Origin of the sequence: Halomonas sp. MCCC 1A13316, from assembly GCF_014931605.1 — a bacterium.
In the GTDB taxonomy this organism is placed as follows: domain Bacteria; phylum Pseudomonadota; class Gammaproteobacteria; order Pseudomonadales; family Halomonadaceae; genus Halomonas.
The window spans coordinates 2,033,313-2,050,988 of sequence record NZ_CP053382.1 but is presented as its reverse complement, the minus strand read 5'-3'; the positions used below and the strand labels follow the sequence as shown (position 1 = coordinate 2,050,988).

Sequence of the window (17,676 nt, the reverse complement as noted above, 5' to 3'; positions counted from 1 at the left end):
AATCTCGCCAGACCACGCAAGGAGGCTCGAGCATGCTCAAATGGCTGACCGGAAAGCAACCTATTCCGGTCTGGGTCATCAAGCAGATCGATGACCGCCTGCTGCATCTCTGCGGCCAGGGAAGCATCGAGCCTCGAGCAAAGCGTAGCGACGTCATCGAGGACCTCTACGCCGGGCGCTACGAAGGCGCCGTCAACATGACCAGCAGCGGCATGGTGCTCAACGCACAGCTGTTTGCCGCCCTGGTTCCCCTCGAGGCCCTGCAGTTGGATGAGCAGGGTCATGCCCTTTGGCAAGGCCGTGGCTGGTACGTCGCCCAAGTGCCGCAGCGCTGCTGGACGTTCGGGGGACGGCTGGTCACCCAGCGGCAAATACTGGGCAATCAGGAGCAGTTGGTCAGCGTCGAGGACGTTTCGGACATACGCCGGCAGGTTCGGGAGTCCACCGATCCGGGGCGGGTCAACTTCGATCCGCGTGGCGTAAACGAACATTCCCTGCTCGCCCGCCGCGGCGAACGCAGTGGCGACGACGCTTACGCGAAACACGACGCGATCCGCCGGACCGACAAATGGCGAGGCCATGACGACTGACGCCCACCCCGATCCTCGACGTGTTGTCCTCTTCCTTTTTCTGATGGTGCTGGTGGGTCTCAACCTAAGACCCGCTCTCTCCTCACTCGCCCCACTGTTGGTACGTATCGGGGCCGACACCGGCCTGACACCGCTGGCAATAGGCGCCCTGACGACGCTACCGGTTCTCTGCCTGGGCATCTTCGCGCCCCTGGCACCCTGGCTCGCCAAGCGCGTAGGCCCCGAGAACGCACTGGCGCTGGCCCTGGGCATACTGATCCTCGGCCTGGTGCTGCGCGGCGCTCCCGGCGTGTCGCTGCTTTTCACCGGCACCTTGCTGGTAGGCGCCGCCATCGGCATCGCCGGCACGCTGCTCCCGGCGCTGGTAAAACGCGAGCTTCCCGGCGGCGCGGACCTCATGACCGGGGTCTATACCATGGCCCTGTGCCTGGGTGGCGCCCTTGGCGCAGGACTCAGCATTCCCCTGGCCAACCTATGGGGAAGTTGGCGTTTCAGCCTGATCAGTTGGGGGCTGCTCGCCGGCCTGGCCTTGCTGGCGTGGTTAATGCTCATGCCGCGCACGCCACGTGCCATTGCCACACCCCCGGCCGGTGGCAGCATGCGCGAACTGCTCCGGCAGCCGCTGGCATGGCAGGTAATGGTGTTGATGGGCTCTCAGTCCTCTCTGGCCTATATCGTCTTCGGCTGGCTGCCGACCTTGCTGCAGGCTCGCGGCTACAGCGAAGCCGAGGCCGGCTGGATGATGGGCGCTTCGGTGATGGTGCAGCTTGTCTCGGCACTCGGCGCCCCCTGGCTCGCACGCTTCGCCCGCGACCAGCGGCCGGCCCTGCTGCTGGTGCTTGGCTGCGTGGCAGCAGGACTGTGGCTGCTGTTGCAGAGCGGCGAGAACTGGCGCTGGCCCGGGGTGGTGCTGCTGGGACTGGGACAGGGCGGCAGCTTCAGCCTCGCCCTTACGCTCATCGTGCTGCGTACGGCCAACTCACGCCTGGCCGGCAAACTGTCCGGCCTGGCCCAGGGCGGTGGTTATACCCTGGCGGCCATGGGTCCTCTGGTGGTGGGCGTGTTGTTGCAGCTCGAGGTGAGCATGAATGCGCTCACTCTCGTACTGCTGCTGATCGTGGCACTGGCGGCCGCCTTCGCCCTGCTGGCCGGACGCAACCTGCGCCTGGATGTCGGCAAGGACGGCAGGCTCTTCACACGCTAGCCATTTACACTCCCGTTGACCTCGATCAAGCATGCCATGGCAATACGGCATGCTAGCCTAGCGTATGAATTTTTCCTCTCCGCCAGGCGCCACCTGCCATGCCAGAAACCGTGTTCCAGGCCCATGGCCTGAAGCGCTTCTACCAGATGGGCGAGGTCACCATCCAGGCACTCCGTGGCGTCGACCTGGAGCTGTTCGAGGGTGAACTGGTGGTGATGCTTGGTGCATCGGGCTCGGGCAAGTCGACGCTGCTCAACATACTGGGAGGCCTGGACAGCCCCAGCGAAGGTTCCCTCGTCTACTTTCCCCGCTCCCGACACGCTGCCGCTTCGTACCCTACCAACGAGCGGCATGGTCTCGCCCTGGAAGCGGCCAGCCAACGGGAACTGACTCGTTTTCGCCGCCAGTACGTGGGCTTCGTGTTCCAGTTCTACAACCTGATCTCGAGCCTCACTGCGCGGGAGAATGTCGCTATCGTCACCGACATCAGCCCCAACCCGATGCCCCCTGAAGAAGCCCTGGCACTGGTAGGCCTGGAGCATCGCCTCGATCACTTTCCTTCCCAGCTCTCGGGCGGCGAGCAGCAGAGAGTCGCCATCGCCCGGGCCGTCGCCAAGCAGCCCGACGTGCTGCTATGCGATGAGCCCACCGGAGCCCTGGACTTCCACACCGGCATTCGCGTACTGGAAGTACTCGAGCGTATCAATCGCGACACCGGCACCAGTGTCGCAATCATCACCCATAACGAGGTGATCGGTGACATGGCCGATCGTATCATTCGCCTGCGAGACGGCCGGGTCGATCGATTGCATGTCAACGCCAGCCGCCGCAAGCCGCAAGAGCTGCGCTGGTAATTCGGCGTCACGATGCAGACTCTCGACCGCAAGCTCTATCGCGACATCTGGCGCCTCAAGGGGCAGGCACTCGCCATTGTCATGGTCATCGCAAGCGGTGTCATGACCTTGGTGCTTGCCGTGACTACCCTGGAATCGCTCTCCGGGGCCCGTGACCGATTCTACTCAAGCCATCACTTCGCCGAGTTGTTCGTCGATATCAAGCGAGCCCCGCTGGGCATGCTGGAGCAGTTGCAACGACTCGATGGCGTCAATCTGATCGAACCCCGGGTGCGCGCCACAGTGCGTCTGGCGGTGCCCGGTTATGGCGACCCCGTACGCGGCCAACTGTTGTCGTTGCCCGATGGACATCAGCCGCTTCTCAACCACTTGCACCTGCTGGCGGGCAGCCTGCCCGAAGCCGGACGTGACGATCAGGTGGTGGTGTCGGACGCCTTCGCGGCTGCTCATGGTCTGACGCCAGGGGACGAGATGGAAGCAATCGTCAATGGCCGCCGCACGCAATTGACGCTCATAGGCATTGCGCTGAGCCCGGAATTCCTCTATCAGGCCGCGCCTACCGACCTGATGCCGGACTACCGCCGCTACGCCGTGCTATGGATGAACCAGCGAGCGCTCTCCCGGGCTTACGGCATGGAAGGAGCCTTCAATAGCATGACCCTGACGCTGCAGGCGGGAGCCGATGAGGCTGACGTGATCGATGCCCTGGACCTTGCACTGGCACGCTATGGCGCCCTCGGCACACAGAGCCGTCACGATCAGCAATCGCATCGCTTCATCCAGGAAGAACTGAACCAGCAGCGCATCACGGCTACCGTACTGCCAGCGATCTTCCTGTCGGTGTCGGCATTCCTGCTCAACGTGGTAATGGGGCGCATCATCCAGACCCAGCGCGAGCAGTTGGCGGTACTCAAGGCCTTCGGATATCGCGACAGCGAGTTGGCCCGCCATTACGGCCTGCTGGCGGGAATCATCGTGCTGGCAGGCTGGGTAGTCGGCGTGGCACTGGGCGCCTGGGCCGCCAGTGGCTTGTCCGAGGTCTACCGAGAGTACTTCCGCTTCCCCGAGATGCGCTTCGGCGTGCCGGCCTGGGTGCTGGCCCTGTCGCTACTTGTGACGCTTGGCGCCGCATTGGCAGGCACTTGGCATGCGGTGTGGCGGGCGGTTCGTCGTCCACCAGCCGAAGCCATGCGCCCACCCGCACCGCACCGATTCCGGCACAGCTGGCTGGAACGCCTGTTGCCGCCCGCCCTGCTCGGCAACGAAGGACGTATCGTGGTGCGCAACCTGGCTCGTTACCCGCTCAAGGCTGTTTTTTCCATTGTGGGAATTGCTCTCTCTGGAGGGCTGCTGATGATCGGCGCCTACCAGCTCGCAGCGGTTAACGAGATGATCGATCAGCAGTATCGCCAAGTGCTGCAGATGGATATCGAGCTCACCTTCAACGAACCCACTCCGGCTCGGGCAGGCGGTGAGCTTCGCCATCAGCCTGGTGTGCTGGCGGTGGAGACTTGGCGCCGAGTGCCCGTAACCCTGATCCACGGCCATCGCCAGTACCGCACCAGCCTGCTGGGCATGGAGCCCACCCCGAGCCTGCGCCGGGTGCTCGACGTAAGCGGCCATCCTCAGCGACTACCCGAGTCGGGTATCATGCTGACGCGACACTTGGCCGAGTTACTGGACGCCGAGATCGGGGACGAGCTGGAGTTGGCCATCATGGAGGGGCGACGTGAGCGTCTCCTTCTGCCTTTAACGGCCCTGGTGGATGAACCCCTGGGCGTAGGCGCCTACCTGCGTCGCGACATCCTCAACGCATTAATGCACGAAGGACCATCGATCAGCGGCGCCTGGCTGCTGGTGGACCCGACGTATACGAGCGAACTCAATGCAGCGCTCTGGGAGATGCCAACCGTGGCATCGATCGGCCTGCTTTCCGAAGCGGAACATGGCATTCGTGAATACATGGGCGAGACGCTGCTTACAATCGCATTCATCTTCGTCGGTATCGCCTCCTCGATTGCCTTCGGCGTGGTCTACAACAATGCCCGCATCGCCTTTGCCGAACGTGCCAGGGAGCTGGCAACACTGCAGGTGCTCGGCTACACCCGCTTGGAAGTGGCGCGCATACTGCTCGGCGAAATAGCCTTGCTAACCTTGGCGGCAATACCGCTGGGCTGGGCCTTTGGTGTCATCTTCATTCGCCTGCTTCAACGGGCATTCAGCAATGATCTGTACCGCATACCGCTGGTCTTCACCCCGTCGATCTTCGGCTTCGCCGCCGCTGGCGTCCTGCTCGCTTCGCTGGTGGTCGGCGTGCTGGTGTTTCGACGTCTGGGCCGCCTCGACAACTTGCGCGTCCTCAAGGCCGTCGAGTGAGGGCCACATGCTCATGCACACGAGAGGTTGGGAAAATGAGTAAACAGCGCACATGGCCTCGTCACGTAGCATGGAGTGTGTTGGGGCTGGGCCTGCTCGGATTGCTGGCCTGGGCACTGCTCCCTTCACCCGTGCCGGTCAACGCGGCCCGGGTCACGGTGGGCCCCTTCACCGATTCGGTCATCGAGGAGGGCCGTACTCGCCTGCGCGACACCTGGAACGTCTCGGCACCCATTGCGGGTTATCTCCAGCGCGTCACCCTCGAAGTGGGGGACAGCGTCGAGGAGGGCCAGACGCTGTTCCGCCTCGAACCGAGCCCAGCCCCAGCTCTGGATGTGCGCACTCGGCAACAGGCCGAGGACAACCTGCAGGCCGCCCAGGCTCGGCTACAAGCCGCCCAAGCCAACCTCGACACCGCACGCGCCGACCAACGCTTCGCGGAGGCGGAATATGAGCGCTACCGTCAATTGCACCTACGTAACCTTATCTCCACCGCCGAGCTGGAGCAGCGCCAGAATCAGCGTGACCGCCTGAGGGCCCTGGCCAGTTCCGCCGCTTCCGGTGTCGAGGTCGCGCGCTTCGAGGTGGAGAGCGCGCGTGCTCTACTCGCCGTGGCCAGCGGTCAGCGTAGCGAAGCCGACCAGCCCTTGCTCCAGGTTCGCGCTCCGGTATCCGGGCTGGTGCTGTCCCGCCACCGCTGCTGCGAGGGTAGCGTATCCGCCGGCGACCCGATCCTCGAACTCGGCAGTCTCGATGATCTCGAGATCCAGGTCGATCTGCTGTCCATGGATGCCGTGAGATTGCGCCCGGGAATGTCCGTGAACATTACCGGCTGGGGTGGCGAGCCGCTGAAAGGAAAAGTCAGACGCATCGCACCCTCTGGCTTCACTCGTACCTCCGCTTTGGGGGTAGATGAACAGCGTGTCCCGGTAAGCGTGGATTTCTCCCGTCAGCTCGATCTCGCCACGCTGGGCCTCGGCAGCGGGTTCCGTGTCGATGCCGAATTTCTGATCTGGACAGCGGATGAAGTTCTGCAAATCCCTACCAGTGCACTGTTTCGTCATCAGGGAGGGTGGACCGTATTCGTGATCGAAGAAAGCCGGGCTTCACGCCGCACGGTGGAGCTGGGCCGTCGCCAAGGACTCGTTTCCCAGGTACTCGCCGGCCTCGATCAGGGCGAGTTGGTGATCATCCATCCCGGCGATCGAGTCGCCGAAGGCGTCAAGGTCGTGGTCGACGAGTGAGTTCCTGTACGACTCCCGGTATCCTTGTCGCTGCGCACCGCTCCGTGCTCCATGAACATCTCGACACCAGGAAATGCCATGAACGAGCCCTCCTCTGCCGACCGCCCCGTGCTGGTACTCTACACCGGCGGCACCCTGGGCATGCTGCCCAGCGCAGAAGGGCTGGTCCCAGGGGGCGATATCGAGTCGCGGCTTCGACAGGCGCTGGCAGGCCTGCCCCCTAGCCGCCAGGCACGCCTGCCTCGATTCACGGTCCAGTCGGTTAACGACCCCATCGACTCGAGCGCTGCAAGCCCTCGCGACTGGCAGCGGCTGGGGGCGATCATCGCGGACCAGGTAAGCGAGCATGCCGGCGTGGTCGTACTGCACGGGACCGACACACTTGCATGGACCGCTTCGAGCCTGGCTTACCAGCTCCAAGGGCTGGATCGCCCCGTGGTCGTTACAGGCGCCATGCAGCCCCTCGAAGCCGAAGGCAGCGATGCGCTCGGCAATATCGAGCTGGCCCTGCGCTACGCCGCCAAGCCGGAACTGCAGGAGGTTGCCGTGGCCTTCGCCGGCCGCCTGCTGCGTGGCGTTCGCACGCGCAAGACCCATAGCGAAGCCGCCGATGCCTTTGCCAGTCTCAACTACCCTGTGCTGGGCGAGCGCATCGACGACGACGCGATCCTCTACCCCGGCCGAGGACTCGAAGCCCAGCAGCGCGGCGCGCCTCGCTTCGAACTGCCGGATTATTCGATGCTGGCCGACGGCAACGTGGTCAGGCTCGTACTCTGGCCTGGGATCCAGGCTTGGCAGCTTGACGCCTGGCTCGGCGACCCACGCGTTCGTGGCGCGCTGCTCGAGGTGTGGGGTGGCGGCAACGTTCCGCCGGACCCCGAGCTGATCGGCGTCCTGGCCAAGGCAAGCGGAGAAGGCAAGCTGGTCGCGGCGATCAGCCAGTGCCCCATCGGCGGAGTAGCCCCGGGCCATTACGCGGCCGGCCAGGGGCTGCTGCAGGCCGGCGTCCTGTCGGGTGACGCGATGACGTCGGAAGCCGCCATGACCAAGCTCGTCCACCTGTTGGCACAGCCACTCGACGAGCAGGAGCGCCGCCGGCGCTTCCTCACCCCGCTGGTGGGCGAACGCTGAAAAACCGCTGGCCCGGCTGCGATACGAATGGAACCGGCTGGCTTCCCACGGCAACCAAGCTAAGTTAATGTAACCAAGCGAAACTGCAGGCGTTAAGGAGTTACGACATGGAGCATCCCGTGCACCCTTTCAGCGAACTCTTCGAGCAGCTTGGCCTCGATTCCGATGATGCCTCGATCAAGGCTTTCCTGGAGCGGCACGCGCCATTGCCCCCGGCCACGGCGCTCCATGAAGCGCCCTTCTGGAACCCGGCACAGGCCGAGTTTCTCGAAGCGGCACTGGAGGAAGATGCCGATTGGGCCGAGGTCGTCGACCACCTCGATGCATCGTTGAGGAAGCGCTGAGTTCTCAAACGCTTGGCTCATGGCCGTTCTGATAGGCTTGGCCGGGGATAACAAGAACCATTATGGGCGGGGAAAAATATGCCGATCGATAGGATATCGATAACGGAGTCTTCTGGCGTGGCTGGTCTCGCCAATCTACCACCCCTGCCCGACACCCTGCGCACTCGTCTGGCCGATTGCCGCACACTGCCCAGCCTGCCGGCGGCAGCGGCACGCGTCATCGCCATTGCGCGCTCCACCGACCCGTGCCTGACCGACTACGCTCGCACTATCGGACAAGACCCAGCGCTCACCCTGCGACTCCTTTCCATGGCCAATAGCGCCTCATATTCGCGCGGTGGGAATCCAGTCACCACCTGCCTGGATGGCGTTTCGCGCATCGGCCTGGATGCGACCCTGGCGATAGCACTTAGCTTCGGCCTTCCCCGCCCCGGCAAAAATGCCGTGCTCGATCACGAGTACTTGTGCCAGCGGGCAATCATTGCAGCCATTGCCACCCAGGAACTGGCCCAGCATCTCTGCCCACACGAAGCCCCGCAGTTATTCACCACCGCTCTGCTGCAAGATATTGGCATATTGGCTTTCGAATCTCTGGATGGCGATGCCTATGCCGCGCACATTCCCGACCTTCGCCAGCACCAGAAGCTGAGTGAGGCTGAAAACGAACGGTACGGCTGCGATCACTCCCTGGTTGGCGCCTGGCTCGCAATCAGTTGGGGGGTGCCCGGCCCCATTGCGGCCGGCATCATCGACAGCCATGGCCACCTGGCCGACGGAGATGCACGCAAGCTCTGCCTGCGCCTCTCCTGCCGTATCGCCGACTGCTGGCTGGCGGCCGATTCGGCCTCTGCCTTCAGCGCCCTGCTGCGCCAGTTGGCTTCGGTCGCCTCGCTGGATATCGTCATGCTGATGACGGTAATGCAGGAGCTGCAGCATCGCCTGCCCTCGCTGGCCCGTCTGTTCGAAATCACCTGCCCCCCGGCCATCGACAGCACACACTTGCTGGCCGAGGCCAAGGAGCTGTTGTTCGAACAGAACCTGCGCATGACTATCCGCCTGTCCGAGCAGCAGCGCGAGCTCGAGGCGCTGCATGCCAGCCACGTCGTGCTCGACGAACAGCACCGCACTGATCATCTGACCCAGTTGGCCAACCGCCCCTGGCTGGAAAAGCGCCTCGAACAACACTTCGACTGCGCCAAGCAAGCCCGCCAGCCACTTGCGGTGATGTTCATCGATCTCGATCACTTCAAGCTCATCAATGACCGTTTCGGCCATCGCTTCGGCGATGAAGTACTCATACACTTCGCCGCGGCACTCAACAACATGGTGCGCGAGAGCGACATTGCGGGCCGCTATGGTGGTGAGGAGTTCCTCGTCATCATGCCCAACACGAGCCGGCAGCAGGCGGGCATCCTGGCCGACCGAATCCGCCAGTACCTGATCAGCCAGCCGCTGGCTCAGGCCGACGGTGAGCCGCTTCACGTGACCGCTTCCATCGGCATCGCGGATCTGGAGGACGGCGAATTCGAGGCTGCCGCCGCCCTGGTCGACGCAGCCGACCAGGCCATGTACGGCGTCAAGCATGGCGGGCGAGATGGCGTGGCCCACTACGAGGAACCGGATCCTTCCGCATAACGGGGTGCGCCGGTCGAATACGCGCCTTCATGATGCGAGGGGGCGGCCGACTGGCCACCCCCTCGCGTCATTCGTACTCTAGACAGCTCGAAGCAGGCTCGACCAGAGCTAGCCCGGCAGGTCACGCATCAACAGTGCGAACTCGATCCTCTCGGGAGCAATGGCCTCGCCCGGCACCGGAATCCGCACCACGTGGCCAGAGCCCGGCGCGGCCTGCACCGACTCGCCGCGCTTGTTCTCGATGTGCTCGAGAGTGAAACGCCGGTTGCCGCCAGGCAGCATCAGCTCCATGCCGTCACCCACCTCGAAGCGATTCTTGACGTCCACCTCAAGTACGCCGCGATCGGGGTCGTAGCCGATCACCTCACCGACGAACTGCTGATGTACGCCCACGGAGTTGCCGCGTTCGTAATTCTGGTATTCGTCGTGCACGTGTCGACGGTAGAAGCCTTCCGTGTAGCCACGGTTGGCCAGGTTGTCGAGTTCGTCCATCAGGCGCATGTCGAAGGGGCGCCCGGCCACGGCATCGTCGATGGCGCGACGATAGACCTGGGCGGTGCGTGCCACATAGTAGTGCGACTTGGTGCGGCCTTCGATCTTGAGTGACGTCACTCCCATCTCGGTGAGCCTGGGCACGTGTTGCACGGCGCGCAGGTCCTTGGAGTTCATGATGTAGGTGCCGTGCTCGTCCTCGAAGATCGGCATCAGCTCACCCGGCCGGGTGGCATCCTCGATCAGTGCCGAGAGCTCGTCCTGCCCCTCCACGCCACCGGCCGTCGCCGTGCTGTAAGTGGTGCTGCCACCGCCCGAGGCGATCAGCCCGCTCTGGCCAGGGGTCCAGACGCCACTTGCCGCATGCGCCGCCGCCGAGTTGGCCGGCACCAGTTCACCGGTCTCGTCCTGGGCCGCGGCCACTGTGTTGTACTGCCAGCGGCAGGCGTTGGTGCAGGTGCCCTGGTTGGGGTCGCGATGATTGAAGTAGCCGGAGAGCAGACAGCGGCCGGAATAGGCAATGCACAGCGCACCGTGTACGAAGGTCTCGATTTCGAGGTCGGGGCACTCGGCGCGAATCTCGGCGATCTCCTCCAGCGACAGCTCCCGCGACAAGATGATGCGGCTGATACCCTGCTGCTGCCAGAACCTCGCTGCCGCCCAGTTGACCACGTTGGACTGTACCGAGAGATGGATGATCTGCTCGGGCCAGCGCTCGCGGATCATCATGATCAACCCGGGGTCGGACATGATCAGTGCATCGGGACCCGCCTCGATCACCGGCTCCATGTCGCGCAGATAGGTCTTGAGCTTGCTGTTATGCGGCGCGATGTTGGAGGCCACATAGAACTGCTTTCCCCGCTCATGGGCATAGGCGATGCCCTTGTGCAGATTCTCCAACTTGAAGTCGTTGTTGCGCACACGCAGCGAATAGCGCGGCTGGCCGGCATAGATGGCATCGGCACCATAGGCGAACGCATAGCGCATGTTCTTGAACGTCCCCGCTGGGGAGAGCAGTTCGGGAGCTTTCATGTGGGTCACCGTTTACAGGACGATGCAGCACTGCGCGAAGCCGCCAGTACCTGGCGAGGCCTTAAGCAGAACCGAGGAAGAGGGGCGAGAAGTCTAGCAACTGGCGCCAAGCCTGGCCAGCATTTGCCGGAGCCGGTAGACTGACGCGCGCCGGACCGGATCCCGGCACCCCGTCACCGACGGGGAGCGACAAATTCTCCGACATAGAGCCTCACCATGACCCAAGCTAACCCACGCGCCACCGTGGTGATCTACTCCGGCGGCATGGATTCCTTCACGGTGCTCCACCGCGCCCTGCGACAAGGGCTCGAGGTCAGCGCCCTCTCCTTCGACTATGGCCAGCGTCACGCTCGAGAACTCGAGGTGGCGGCTCGCGTCTGCCGGCAGCTCGACGTGCCCCATCAGGTGGTCGACATACGCGCCATCCATGGCCTGATCGACAACTCGGCGCTGACCGATGCCAGCCGAAGCATGCCCGAAGGCGACTACGGCGAGGAGAACCTGACGGCGACGGTGGTACCCAACCGCAACATGATCCTGCTGTCACTGGCCATCGCCAAGGCAGTCAATATCGGGGCGGCACGCGTCGACTACGGCGCCCACGGTGGCGACCACATGCTCTACCCCGACTGTCGTCCCGAATTCGTCGAGGCCATGAATGCGGTCGCGGGCATTGCCAACTTCGAGGCGGTCGAGGTTCACGCACCCTACCTGCGCTCGAGCAAGGCGGAGATCCTTGCCGACGGCCTGGCCATGGGCCTCGACTACGGCGATACCTGGACCTGCTATCGCGGCGAGGCACTGGCCTGCGGGCGCTGCGGCAGCTGCCGTGAGCGGCTGCACGCCTTTGCCGCCAATGGCGTGAGCGACCCGCTCGGCTATTTACAGCGGCCCGATGCTGCCGCAGTAAAGCGACCCGATACCGCCGCCGCACAACGACTCGATACCGCCGCCGCACAACGACTCGATACCGCCGCCGCACAGCGGCCCGAGACCGGCAGCGGCGGCTCACCGGGAGGTGACGGCTGATGTATCACGTGAAAGAAGCCTTCTACTCGCTGCAGGGCGAAGGCGCCCGAGCCGGGCGCGCCAGCGTTTTCTGTCGCTTCAGCGGCTGCAACCTGTGGTCGGGACGCGAGCAGGATCGGGCCAGCGCCGCCTGTCGCTTCTGCGACACCGATTTCATCGGTACCGATGGCCAGCAGGGTGGCCGCTTTGCCGATGCCGATGCACTCTCCACCCACTTGTCGGCGCTTTGGCCGAATCAGGATGGCCTGGCCAAGCCCTACGTCGTATTCACCGGCGGTGAGCCATTGCTGCAGCTCGACGAGGCATTGATCGGCGCCATGCATTCCCGCGGTTTCGAGGTGGCGGTAGAAACCAACGGCACCCTGCCCGCTCCGGCCGGCATCGACTGGCTATGTGTCAGCCCTAAGTCCTCCACGCCCCTGGCGCTGACTTCAGGCGATGAACTCAAGCTGGTCTACCCCCAGGCAGAAGCACTCCCAGAACGCTTCATCGACCTCGACTTCCGGTATCACTTCCTGCAACCCATGGATACCACGCCGCTCATTGACGCAGCCGACCATCGGGATGCGACCGTGGCTTACTGCCTGGCTCATCCCCAGTGGCGGCTGTCACTACAGACCCACAAGATCACGGGAATCGACTGATGACCCTATTCGTCAACCGCCTGACCCAGCTCGACGCTTCACTCTGGAGCCCTCGGCGCGGCCTGATCGGCCTCAGCTGGTACGTCGATGCCGAACTCGACGGCGAACTCGGCGAAGATGGCATGCTGTTCGACTTCGGTCAGGTCAAGCCGTGGATAAAGTCGCGCCTGGATGCGAGCGCCGACCATACGCTGCTGATACCGACCCGCGCACCCGGCATCAGCATCAGCGAATGCAGCGAGGGTATCAGCGTGCGCACCTCGCTACCCTATTCACTGGAAGTGCGCGCACCGCGCCAGGCCTTCACTCTGCTGCCCTGGCAAGAGATCACTCCCGAGCGGCTTGCCGACTCTCTCGCCCGGGAACTGATGAAACGTCCACCGCCGCGGGTCAGCGACATACGTTTGCGGTTGCGTGAAGAGTCCATCGACGGGGCCGTCTACACCTATAGCCACGGGCTCAAGCATCATGACGGCAACTGCCAGCGTATCGCTCATGGCCATCGCTCGCGTCTGCACATCTGGCAGCACGGTGAACGCAGCCCGGCGCTCGAGGCCCAATGGGCCGGCTATCTGGACGATCGCTACCTGGTCGACCAGAGCGACATCATCGACCAGGCCGAACCGGAGATCTATCCCAGCCTGACCAGCCGTTACCGCGCCGAACAGGGCCGCTTTCAACTGCGGCTGCCGCTGGAACGCTGCATCGTGCTCGACTCACCGACCACGGTCGAACACATCGCCGCCTGGTTGGCGCGACAGATCGCGAAGGAGACGGGAAAGCCCACCCGGGTGCAGGCGTTCGAAGGGATCGACAAGGGCGCGATCGCCGAGGCACGACCGTGAACACCGATACCGCAGTGACAAATAGCCAGCTCGCGCCAGCGGGATGTCGTCCGGGCTGTGGCGCTTGCTGCATTGCTCCATCGATCAGTTCGCCGATACCCGGCATGCCCCATGGCAAGTCGGCCGGTGAACGCTGTGTACAGCTCGATGATAACAATCTCTGCCGCCTGTTCGGCGATGCCCGCCGCCCCTCGGTATGCGAGCGTTTCGCTTTCGACCCCGAGCTATGCGGCGAGAACCGCTCCGAGGCATTGCAGCGAATCGCTCTCCTCGAGTGCGGCACCCTCGCCGAGGGAAGCTAGCCGTTGCCGACGGCCATGCGCCCTTCTGCACTGCTCGCCTTAGGCAGTTGCCGCTCGAGCAGCATACGCCAGCGAATCAAGACCGGAGCATCGCTGTGGCTCACGCTGTCGAGCAGGGCTCGGAACTGATCGCGCACGGCCTCATCCTGACCATCGACCAGCGTTAACCAAGCCTCGAGTGCACACAGCTCCTGATGACGGTTCTCATGCAGTCGGGCACATTCCAGCGCTTGTTCCACCAGCAGCCTTACCTCGTTCGCCGAACGCCCCAGGCGCTGGCGAACACGCGCGAGCTGAACAGCCAGCTCGGAGACGAACAGCGTACTTCGCTCGCGCGCGATCATCAGGCACTGATCCAGGTAATCCTCGGCCCGGGAGAGTTCGTCCAGCGCCAGGCAGGCATCGCTGTACCACAGCGTCGGGCGATGGTAGCGGTCACGACCGGTGACTTCGCCCAATTCCTCCTGAGCCAGCTCCATTTTCGTCAAGCCATCGCGATCGCCTGACAGCGCCCGACGCCAACCGAGTATCGCCTGGGCAGACACCTGCCACAGGTGCAGATCGGGAGTCTCGGTCAGGGCCACGGCCTGTTCGGCACGACGTGCCGCCAGATGCACATGCCCAAGTTGCCGATAGAGCGCAGCGGCAAACAGCAGCGCCATGGCCAGCGATCCGGGATGTCCGATTTGCTCGGCCAGGCGGATCGCCGCTTCGACCTGCTGCTCGGCACGCCGGTAGTCGCCACGCAGGCAGATTGCCCAGCCCTGGAAACAGGCCGCGGCCACCTGGGGGTGCTCGGAGAACGGCAGCCACTCGATGATCATCGCTCGTTCCAGTGGCGCGATCTCGTCGAGGTGTTCGTAGGCCTGCCTGATTCGCCCGGCCCAGTATTCGCAGTTGGCCCTGGCATAGTCGGCCAGACGCTGGTAGCGCGGATCTTCGAGGCGGCCGGCAATGGAAGCCAGGCTGGCAGCCAGCGAGAAGGCATCGGCGTGGGCGTGGCGTTGGCTGCAGCCCACCCACAGCCCCCACTTGACCAGGAAGGCCTGCTCGAGATCTTCGGCATCCTCGGCATGGCAGCCTCCGTGCTCCACCAGCAACTCACGGGCGCGGACGAAGCTTTCGTGGGCGGTCGGCGAACCGTGCCCCTCGAGGGCGAAGGCGGCTTGCCCACGCACGGTCAACAGGCTGATTTCGCGCTCTTCCTGGCCTTCCACATGGCGTAGGCTGGCCAGGCCGAAATCGGCCATCTTCAGCGCGGTGCGATTGGCGCTGACCTTGAGCGCCTCACGCGCCGCCAGTTCGAAGTAACGTGCCCCACGAGCGTAGTGGCCGCTGCGCCGCAGATGGGTGGCAAAATCGCCCGGGTGCCTGCCGATCCACATCGGAAAACGCTCCTCGATCAGGCTGACGACCTGACGATGGATACGTACCCGTACGTCGCGAGGGCAGGAGAGGTAAGCGGCTTCTTGCAACAACTGGTGGCTGAATTGGTATTCGCGGCAAACACCCTCGCCGCCGGCTGACTCGATGATCTCGAGGCGGCGCATCTGCTCGAGGGCACGATTGAGCTGAGCCATTTCCCAGCCACTGCACTCGGCCAGGAAGTCGAGTCGAAAACGGCGTCCCAGTACCGCGGCAACGTGCGCGACCTCACGGTCCCCGTCGAGCTGATCGATACGTCCGGCGAGCAGGCCGAGCAGGCCCCTGGGCAATTCATCGAGCTGCACGCTGCGACCTTCGCGGCGATCCATCTCCAGGCGCCGGCAGATCTCCTGCATGTAGAGCGGCACACCATCGCAACGCTCGATGATCTGCCCTCGCAGGCGCGGGCTGAGATGCAGCCGGTAACGCCTGGCCAATTGCGACAGCAGGCGTGACGACTGCATGGCATCGAGATGACTCAGGGTGACCTGCTGGTCCCAATGCAGTCGCGTGGGAAGACTCTCGCGACCATGGTGGCTGGCGACCAACAGGAAGGCACAGTTGATCGGCAGCCGTGCCTGTAGGCCCGCAAGCACCCGGAACGAGGGTTCATCGAGCCACTGGACGTCATCGATCATCAACACCTGGGTACGCTCGGCGGCATGGCGTTCGATGGCCTTGCACAACAGCGCCACGACCAGGTCCGCCGCCTCGCCGCTCTTGGCCAGTTGCGCCACTTCAGGGGATTCCTTGACGCCCAGCGCCTCCTCCAACAACCCCAGTTGCTCCGGACTCAGCGTGAGTTCGCATTGGCCGATCAGCTCCTTGAGTCCCGCCTCGTCGAGCTTGCCGTCGAGCCGCCAGCGCAGCAGCGTGCGGGCGACACCGTAAGGCTCCAATACCGACAGGCGAGTGGTCGGTTGCCAGCAGATGGCCGCGTCACGACTCAGCTCAAGCTGGCGGAACCCTACCATGAGGGCCGACTTGCCCATGCCGGAAGCGCCTCTGACCAGTACGCTCTGGCGCAAGCCGATGCCGGCACGCGCCAGGGCATCGCGCAGCACACGTAGCGGTGCCTCGCGGCCGACCAGACTCGGCGGCGTGGCATCACGACCGCCTTCGTTATGACCCAGCACCAATGCACGCAGCCGCACGCGGCCGTCGCTCGCCACCAGCCGCGAGGAGAGACGCGGCTGCAGGTCCAGCGCCGGCGGCATGTGCTGGCTGGCCTCCTGTGAGATGACCAGCTCGCTGCCTTCGGCGGCACACATCAAATCCAGCGAACCCTGGGTCACCTGGCCCAGCGGGTCGACTAGTTGGCGCTCGGGCAGGTAGACGACTCGACCACTGTTGAGACCGGCTGCCAACTCGATATGCGGGGCTTCCTCTTCGCCGCTCCAATGCCGCGCCACTTCGTCCGGCAGTACGCGCCGGCAGTGCTCGTAGAGTGCTACCAGCTCGGCCAGTTGATGGGCCGGACCGTGAGTACCGAAACAGGCAAGCCCCAGGCCGCCGGTTGCCCCAGGCAACCAGAAACCGCCCAAATGGTGGCATTGCTGCTCCAGCCAGCGCATCAGTTCGATCTGCAACGCCAGGCAGGCGCGGATCTCGTCGCGGGCCGAGAACTCTCCCTTGACGCGCAGACGGATCGCCATCACCGAAAGCTGGCGCTGCTCGATCTCGTCCTCGCGCAGCGGCGAACTGCCGGCCGCCAGCGTGCGCGAGAAGGCACCCTGTGGCGACAAGCTCTGAAGATCGGGATTGCCATCCGACCAGTAGCGCGCCAGCTGCAGGAAATTGGGCTCGGGCTGCTGGCCGGAAAGCGCCAGCAACTGCAGGTAGGCATTGTACTGCTCGTGGGCCGCGGCCAACTGCCCCTGCTCGGCGAGTTGCCGCACCAGACGCTCATGGAACGGACCATAGCCGGAGAAGCGACTGACCAGTGTCTGCAGCAGGGCGTCGGGCACCTCGTCGTTGCGCTCGAGGGCCCCTTCGGCGAAGCGGATCACGCGCTGGCGCCATTCGTTTCGCAGCTGCACCAGCCAGCGCTGGAATTCGGTGCAGGCCGGCAACTGCAGCTCCTCCACCAGGTCGCCGCGATAGCGCCACAACAGCTGCTCGAGCGTCGCGACGTCCTGCGTGCCCTCCAGCAACTGCTGGAGCTCGTACAGATCGAAGCGCCAGCTTTCGGGCCGCCGGAAGGCGATGGTCTGGCGTGAAACGACCAGCACGCGCTCGGCCTCCTCGCCCAACGATTGTCGCAGGCAGTGAAGGGCATGGCGCAGATTGGTGCGTCCCGATGAGAGCCCCTGGTCCGGCCAAAGCAGCTCGGCCAGGCTGGCCCGATTGACCGGCTGGTGGTGCAACAGTAGATAGACCAGCAGCGCCTTGACCTTGTCGTAGCTGAACTGGGTCAGTACATCATCACCCAGTGCCAGCGAAAACTGGCCGAACAACGCCAGGTGATCCCCATCATCACTGTTATGCTCGGTTACTGAAGCGTCCTGCATGACGGAACCCTGCATGGCA

The 17,676-nt window shown here is 64.1% G+C and carries 14 protein-coding genes; 12 read left to right on the top strand and 2 right to left on the bottom strand.

Features of this window, described 5'->3' with window-relative positions:
- Positions 1–32: 32 nt before the first annotated feature.
- The 8 genes from HNO52_RS09515 (at position 33) to HNO52_RS09480 (ending at position 9,378) form a co-directional block, all read left to right on the top strand.
- Complete coding sequence (locus tag HNO52_RS09515) at positions 33–590, top strand: hypothetical protein (RefSeq protein WP_197568889.1); 558 nt, start codon at positions 33–35, stop codon at positions 588–590.
- Positions 580–1,794 (top strand): MFS transporter, encoded by a 1,215-nt coding sequence (locus tag HNO52_RS09510; RefSeq protein WP_197568888.1) that lies wholly within the window; start codon positions 580–582, stop codon positions 1,792–1,794. Before HNO52_RS09515 ends, HNO52_RS09510 begins: the two co-directional genes overlap by 11 nt.
- A gap of 98 nt (positions 1,795–1,892) precedes the next feature.
- On the top strand, positions 1,893–2,648 hold the full coding sequence (locus tag HNO52_RS09505; protein WP_197568887.1) for an ABC transporter ATP-binding protein: 756 nt from the start codon (positions 1,893–1,895) through the stop codon (positions 2,646–2,648).
- Between the two features lie 12 nt (positions 2,649–2,660).
- On the top strand, positions 2,661–5,024 hold the full coding sequence (locus HNO52_RS09500; protein ID WP_197568886.1) for an ABC transporter permease: 2,364 nt from the start codon (positions 2,661–2,663) through the stop codon (positions 5,022–5,024).
- A gap of 35 nt (positions 5,025–5,059) precedes the next feature.
- Positions 5,060–6,268, top strand: coding sequence for an efflux RND transporter periplasmic adaptor subunit (locus HNO52_RS09495; protein WP_197568885.1), 1,209 nt, complete (start codon positions 5,060–5,062; stop codon positions 6,266–6,268).
- A 78-nt stretch (positions 6,269–6,346) separates the two neighbouring features.
- Entirely contained in the window at positions 6,347–7,399 is a 1,053-nt protein-coding gene (locus HNO52_RS09490) for an asparaginase (RefSeq protein ID WP_197568884.1), read from the top strand.
- Positions 7,400–7,506: 107 nt separating this feature from the next.
- Positions 7,507–7,743: a DUF2789 domain-containing protein gene (locus HNO52_RS09485; RefSeq protein ID WP_197568883.1), complete on the top strand. Its 237-nt coding sequence runs from the start codon at positions 7,507–7,509 to the stop codon at positions 7,741–7,743.
- A gap of 117 nt (positions 7,744–7,860) precedes the next feature.
- Entirely contained in the window at positions 7,861–9,378 is a 1,518-nt protein-coding gene (locus HNO52_RS09480) for a sensor domain-containing diguanylate cyclase (RefSeq protein WP_197568882.1), read from the top strand.
- A gap of 108 nt (positions 9,379–9,486) precedes the next feature.
- Here the strand turns inward: HNO52_RS09480 and trhP are convergent, their stop codons facing one another.
- On the bottom strand, positions 9,487–10,902 hold the full coding sequence (gene trhP / locus HNO52_RS09475) for a prephenate-dependent tRNA uridine(34) hydroxylase TrhP (RefSeq protein ID WP_197568881.1): 1,416 nt from the start codon (positions 10,900–10,902) through the stop codon (positions 9,487–9,489).
- A 216-nt stretch (positions 10,903–11,118) separates the two neighbouring features.
- On the opposite strand from trhP, the gene queC reads away from it, so the two are divergent.
- Genes queC through HNO52_RS09455 form a run of 4 tightly spaced genes read left to right on the top strand, consistent with a single transcriptional unit; the run spans position 11,119 to position 13,722 of the window.
- Positions 11,119–11,931, top strand: a complete 813-nt coding sequence (gene queC, locus HNO52_RS09470) for a 7-cyano-7-deazaguanine synthase QueC (RefSeq protein WP_197568880.1) — start codon at positions 11,119–11,121, stop codon at positions 11,929–11,931.
- Entirely contained in the window at positions 11,931–12,575 is a 645-nt protein-coding gene (gene queE, locus HNO52_RS09465; RefSeq protein WP_197568879.1) for a 7-carboxy-7-deazaguanine synthase, read from the top strand. Before queC ends, queE begins: the two co-directional genes overlap by 1 nt.
- Positions 12,575–13,420, top strand: a complete 846-nt coding sequence (locus HNO52_RS09460) for a 6-carboxytetrahydropterin synthase (protein ID WP_197568878.1) — start codon at positions 12,575–12,577, stop codon at positions 13,418–13,420. The genes queE and HNO52_RS09460 overlap by 1 nt, the downstream gene beginning before the upstream one ends.
- Before the next feature lie 14 nt (positions 13,421–13,434).
- A complete protein-coding gene (locus tag HNO52_RS09455) occupies positions 13,435–13,722 on the top strand; it encodes a YkgJ family cysteine cluster protein (RefSeq protein ID WP_197569167.1) in 288 nt (95 codons plus the stop codon).
- Here the strand turns inward: HNO52_RS09455 and HNO52_RS09450 are convergent.
- Entirely contained in the window at positions 13,719–17,657 is a 3,939-nt protein-coding gene (locus HNO52_RS09450) for an ATP-binding protein (protein WP_197568877.1), read from the bottom strand. The genes HNO52_RS09455 and HNO52_RS09450 overlap by 4 nt on opposite strands.
- Positions 17,658–17,676 lie beyond the last annotated feature (19 nt).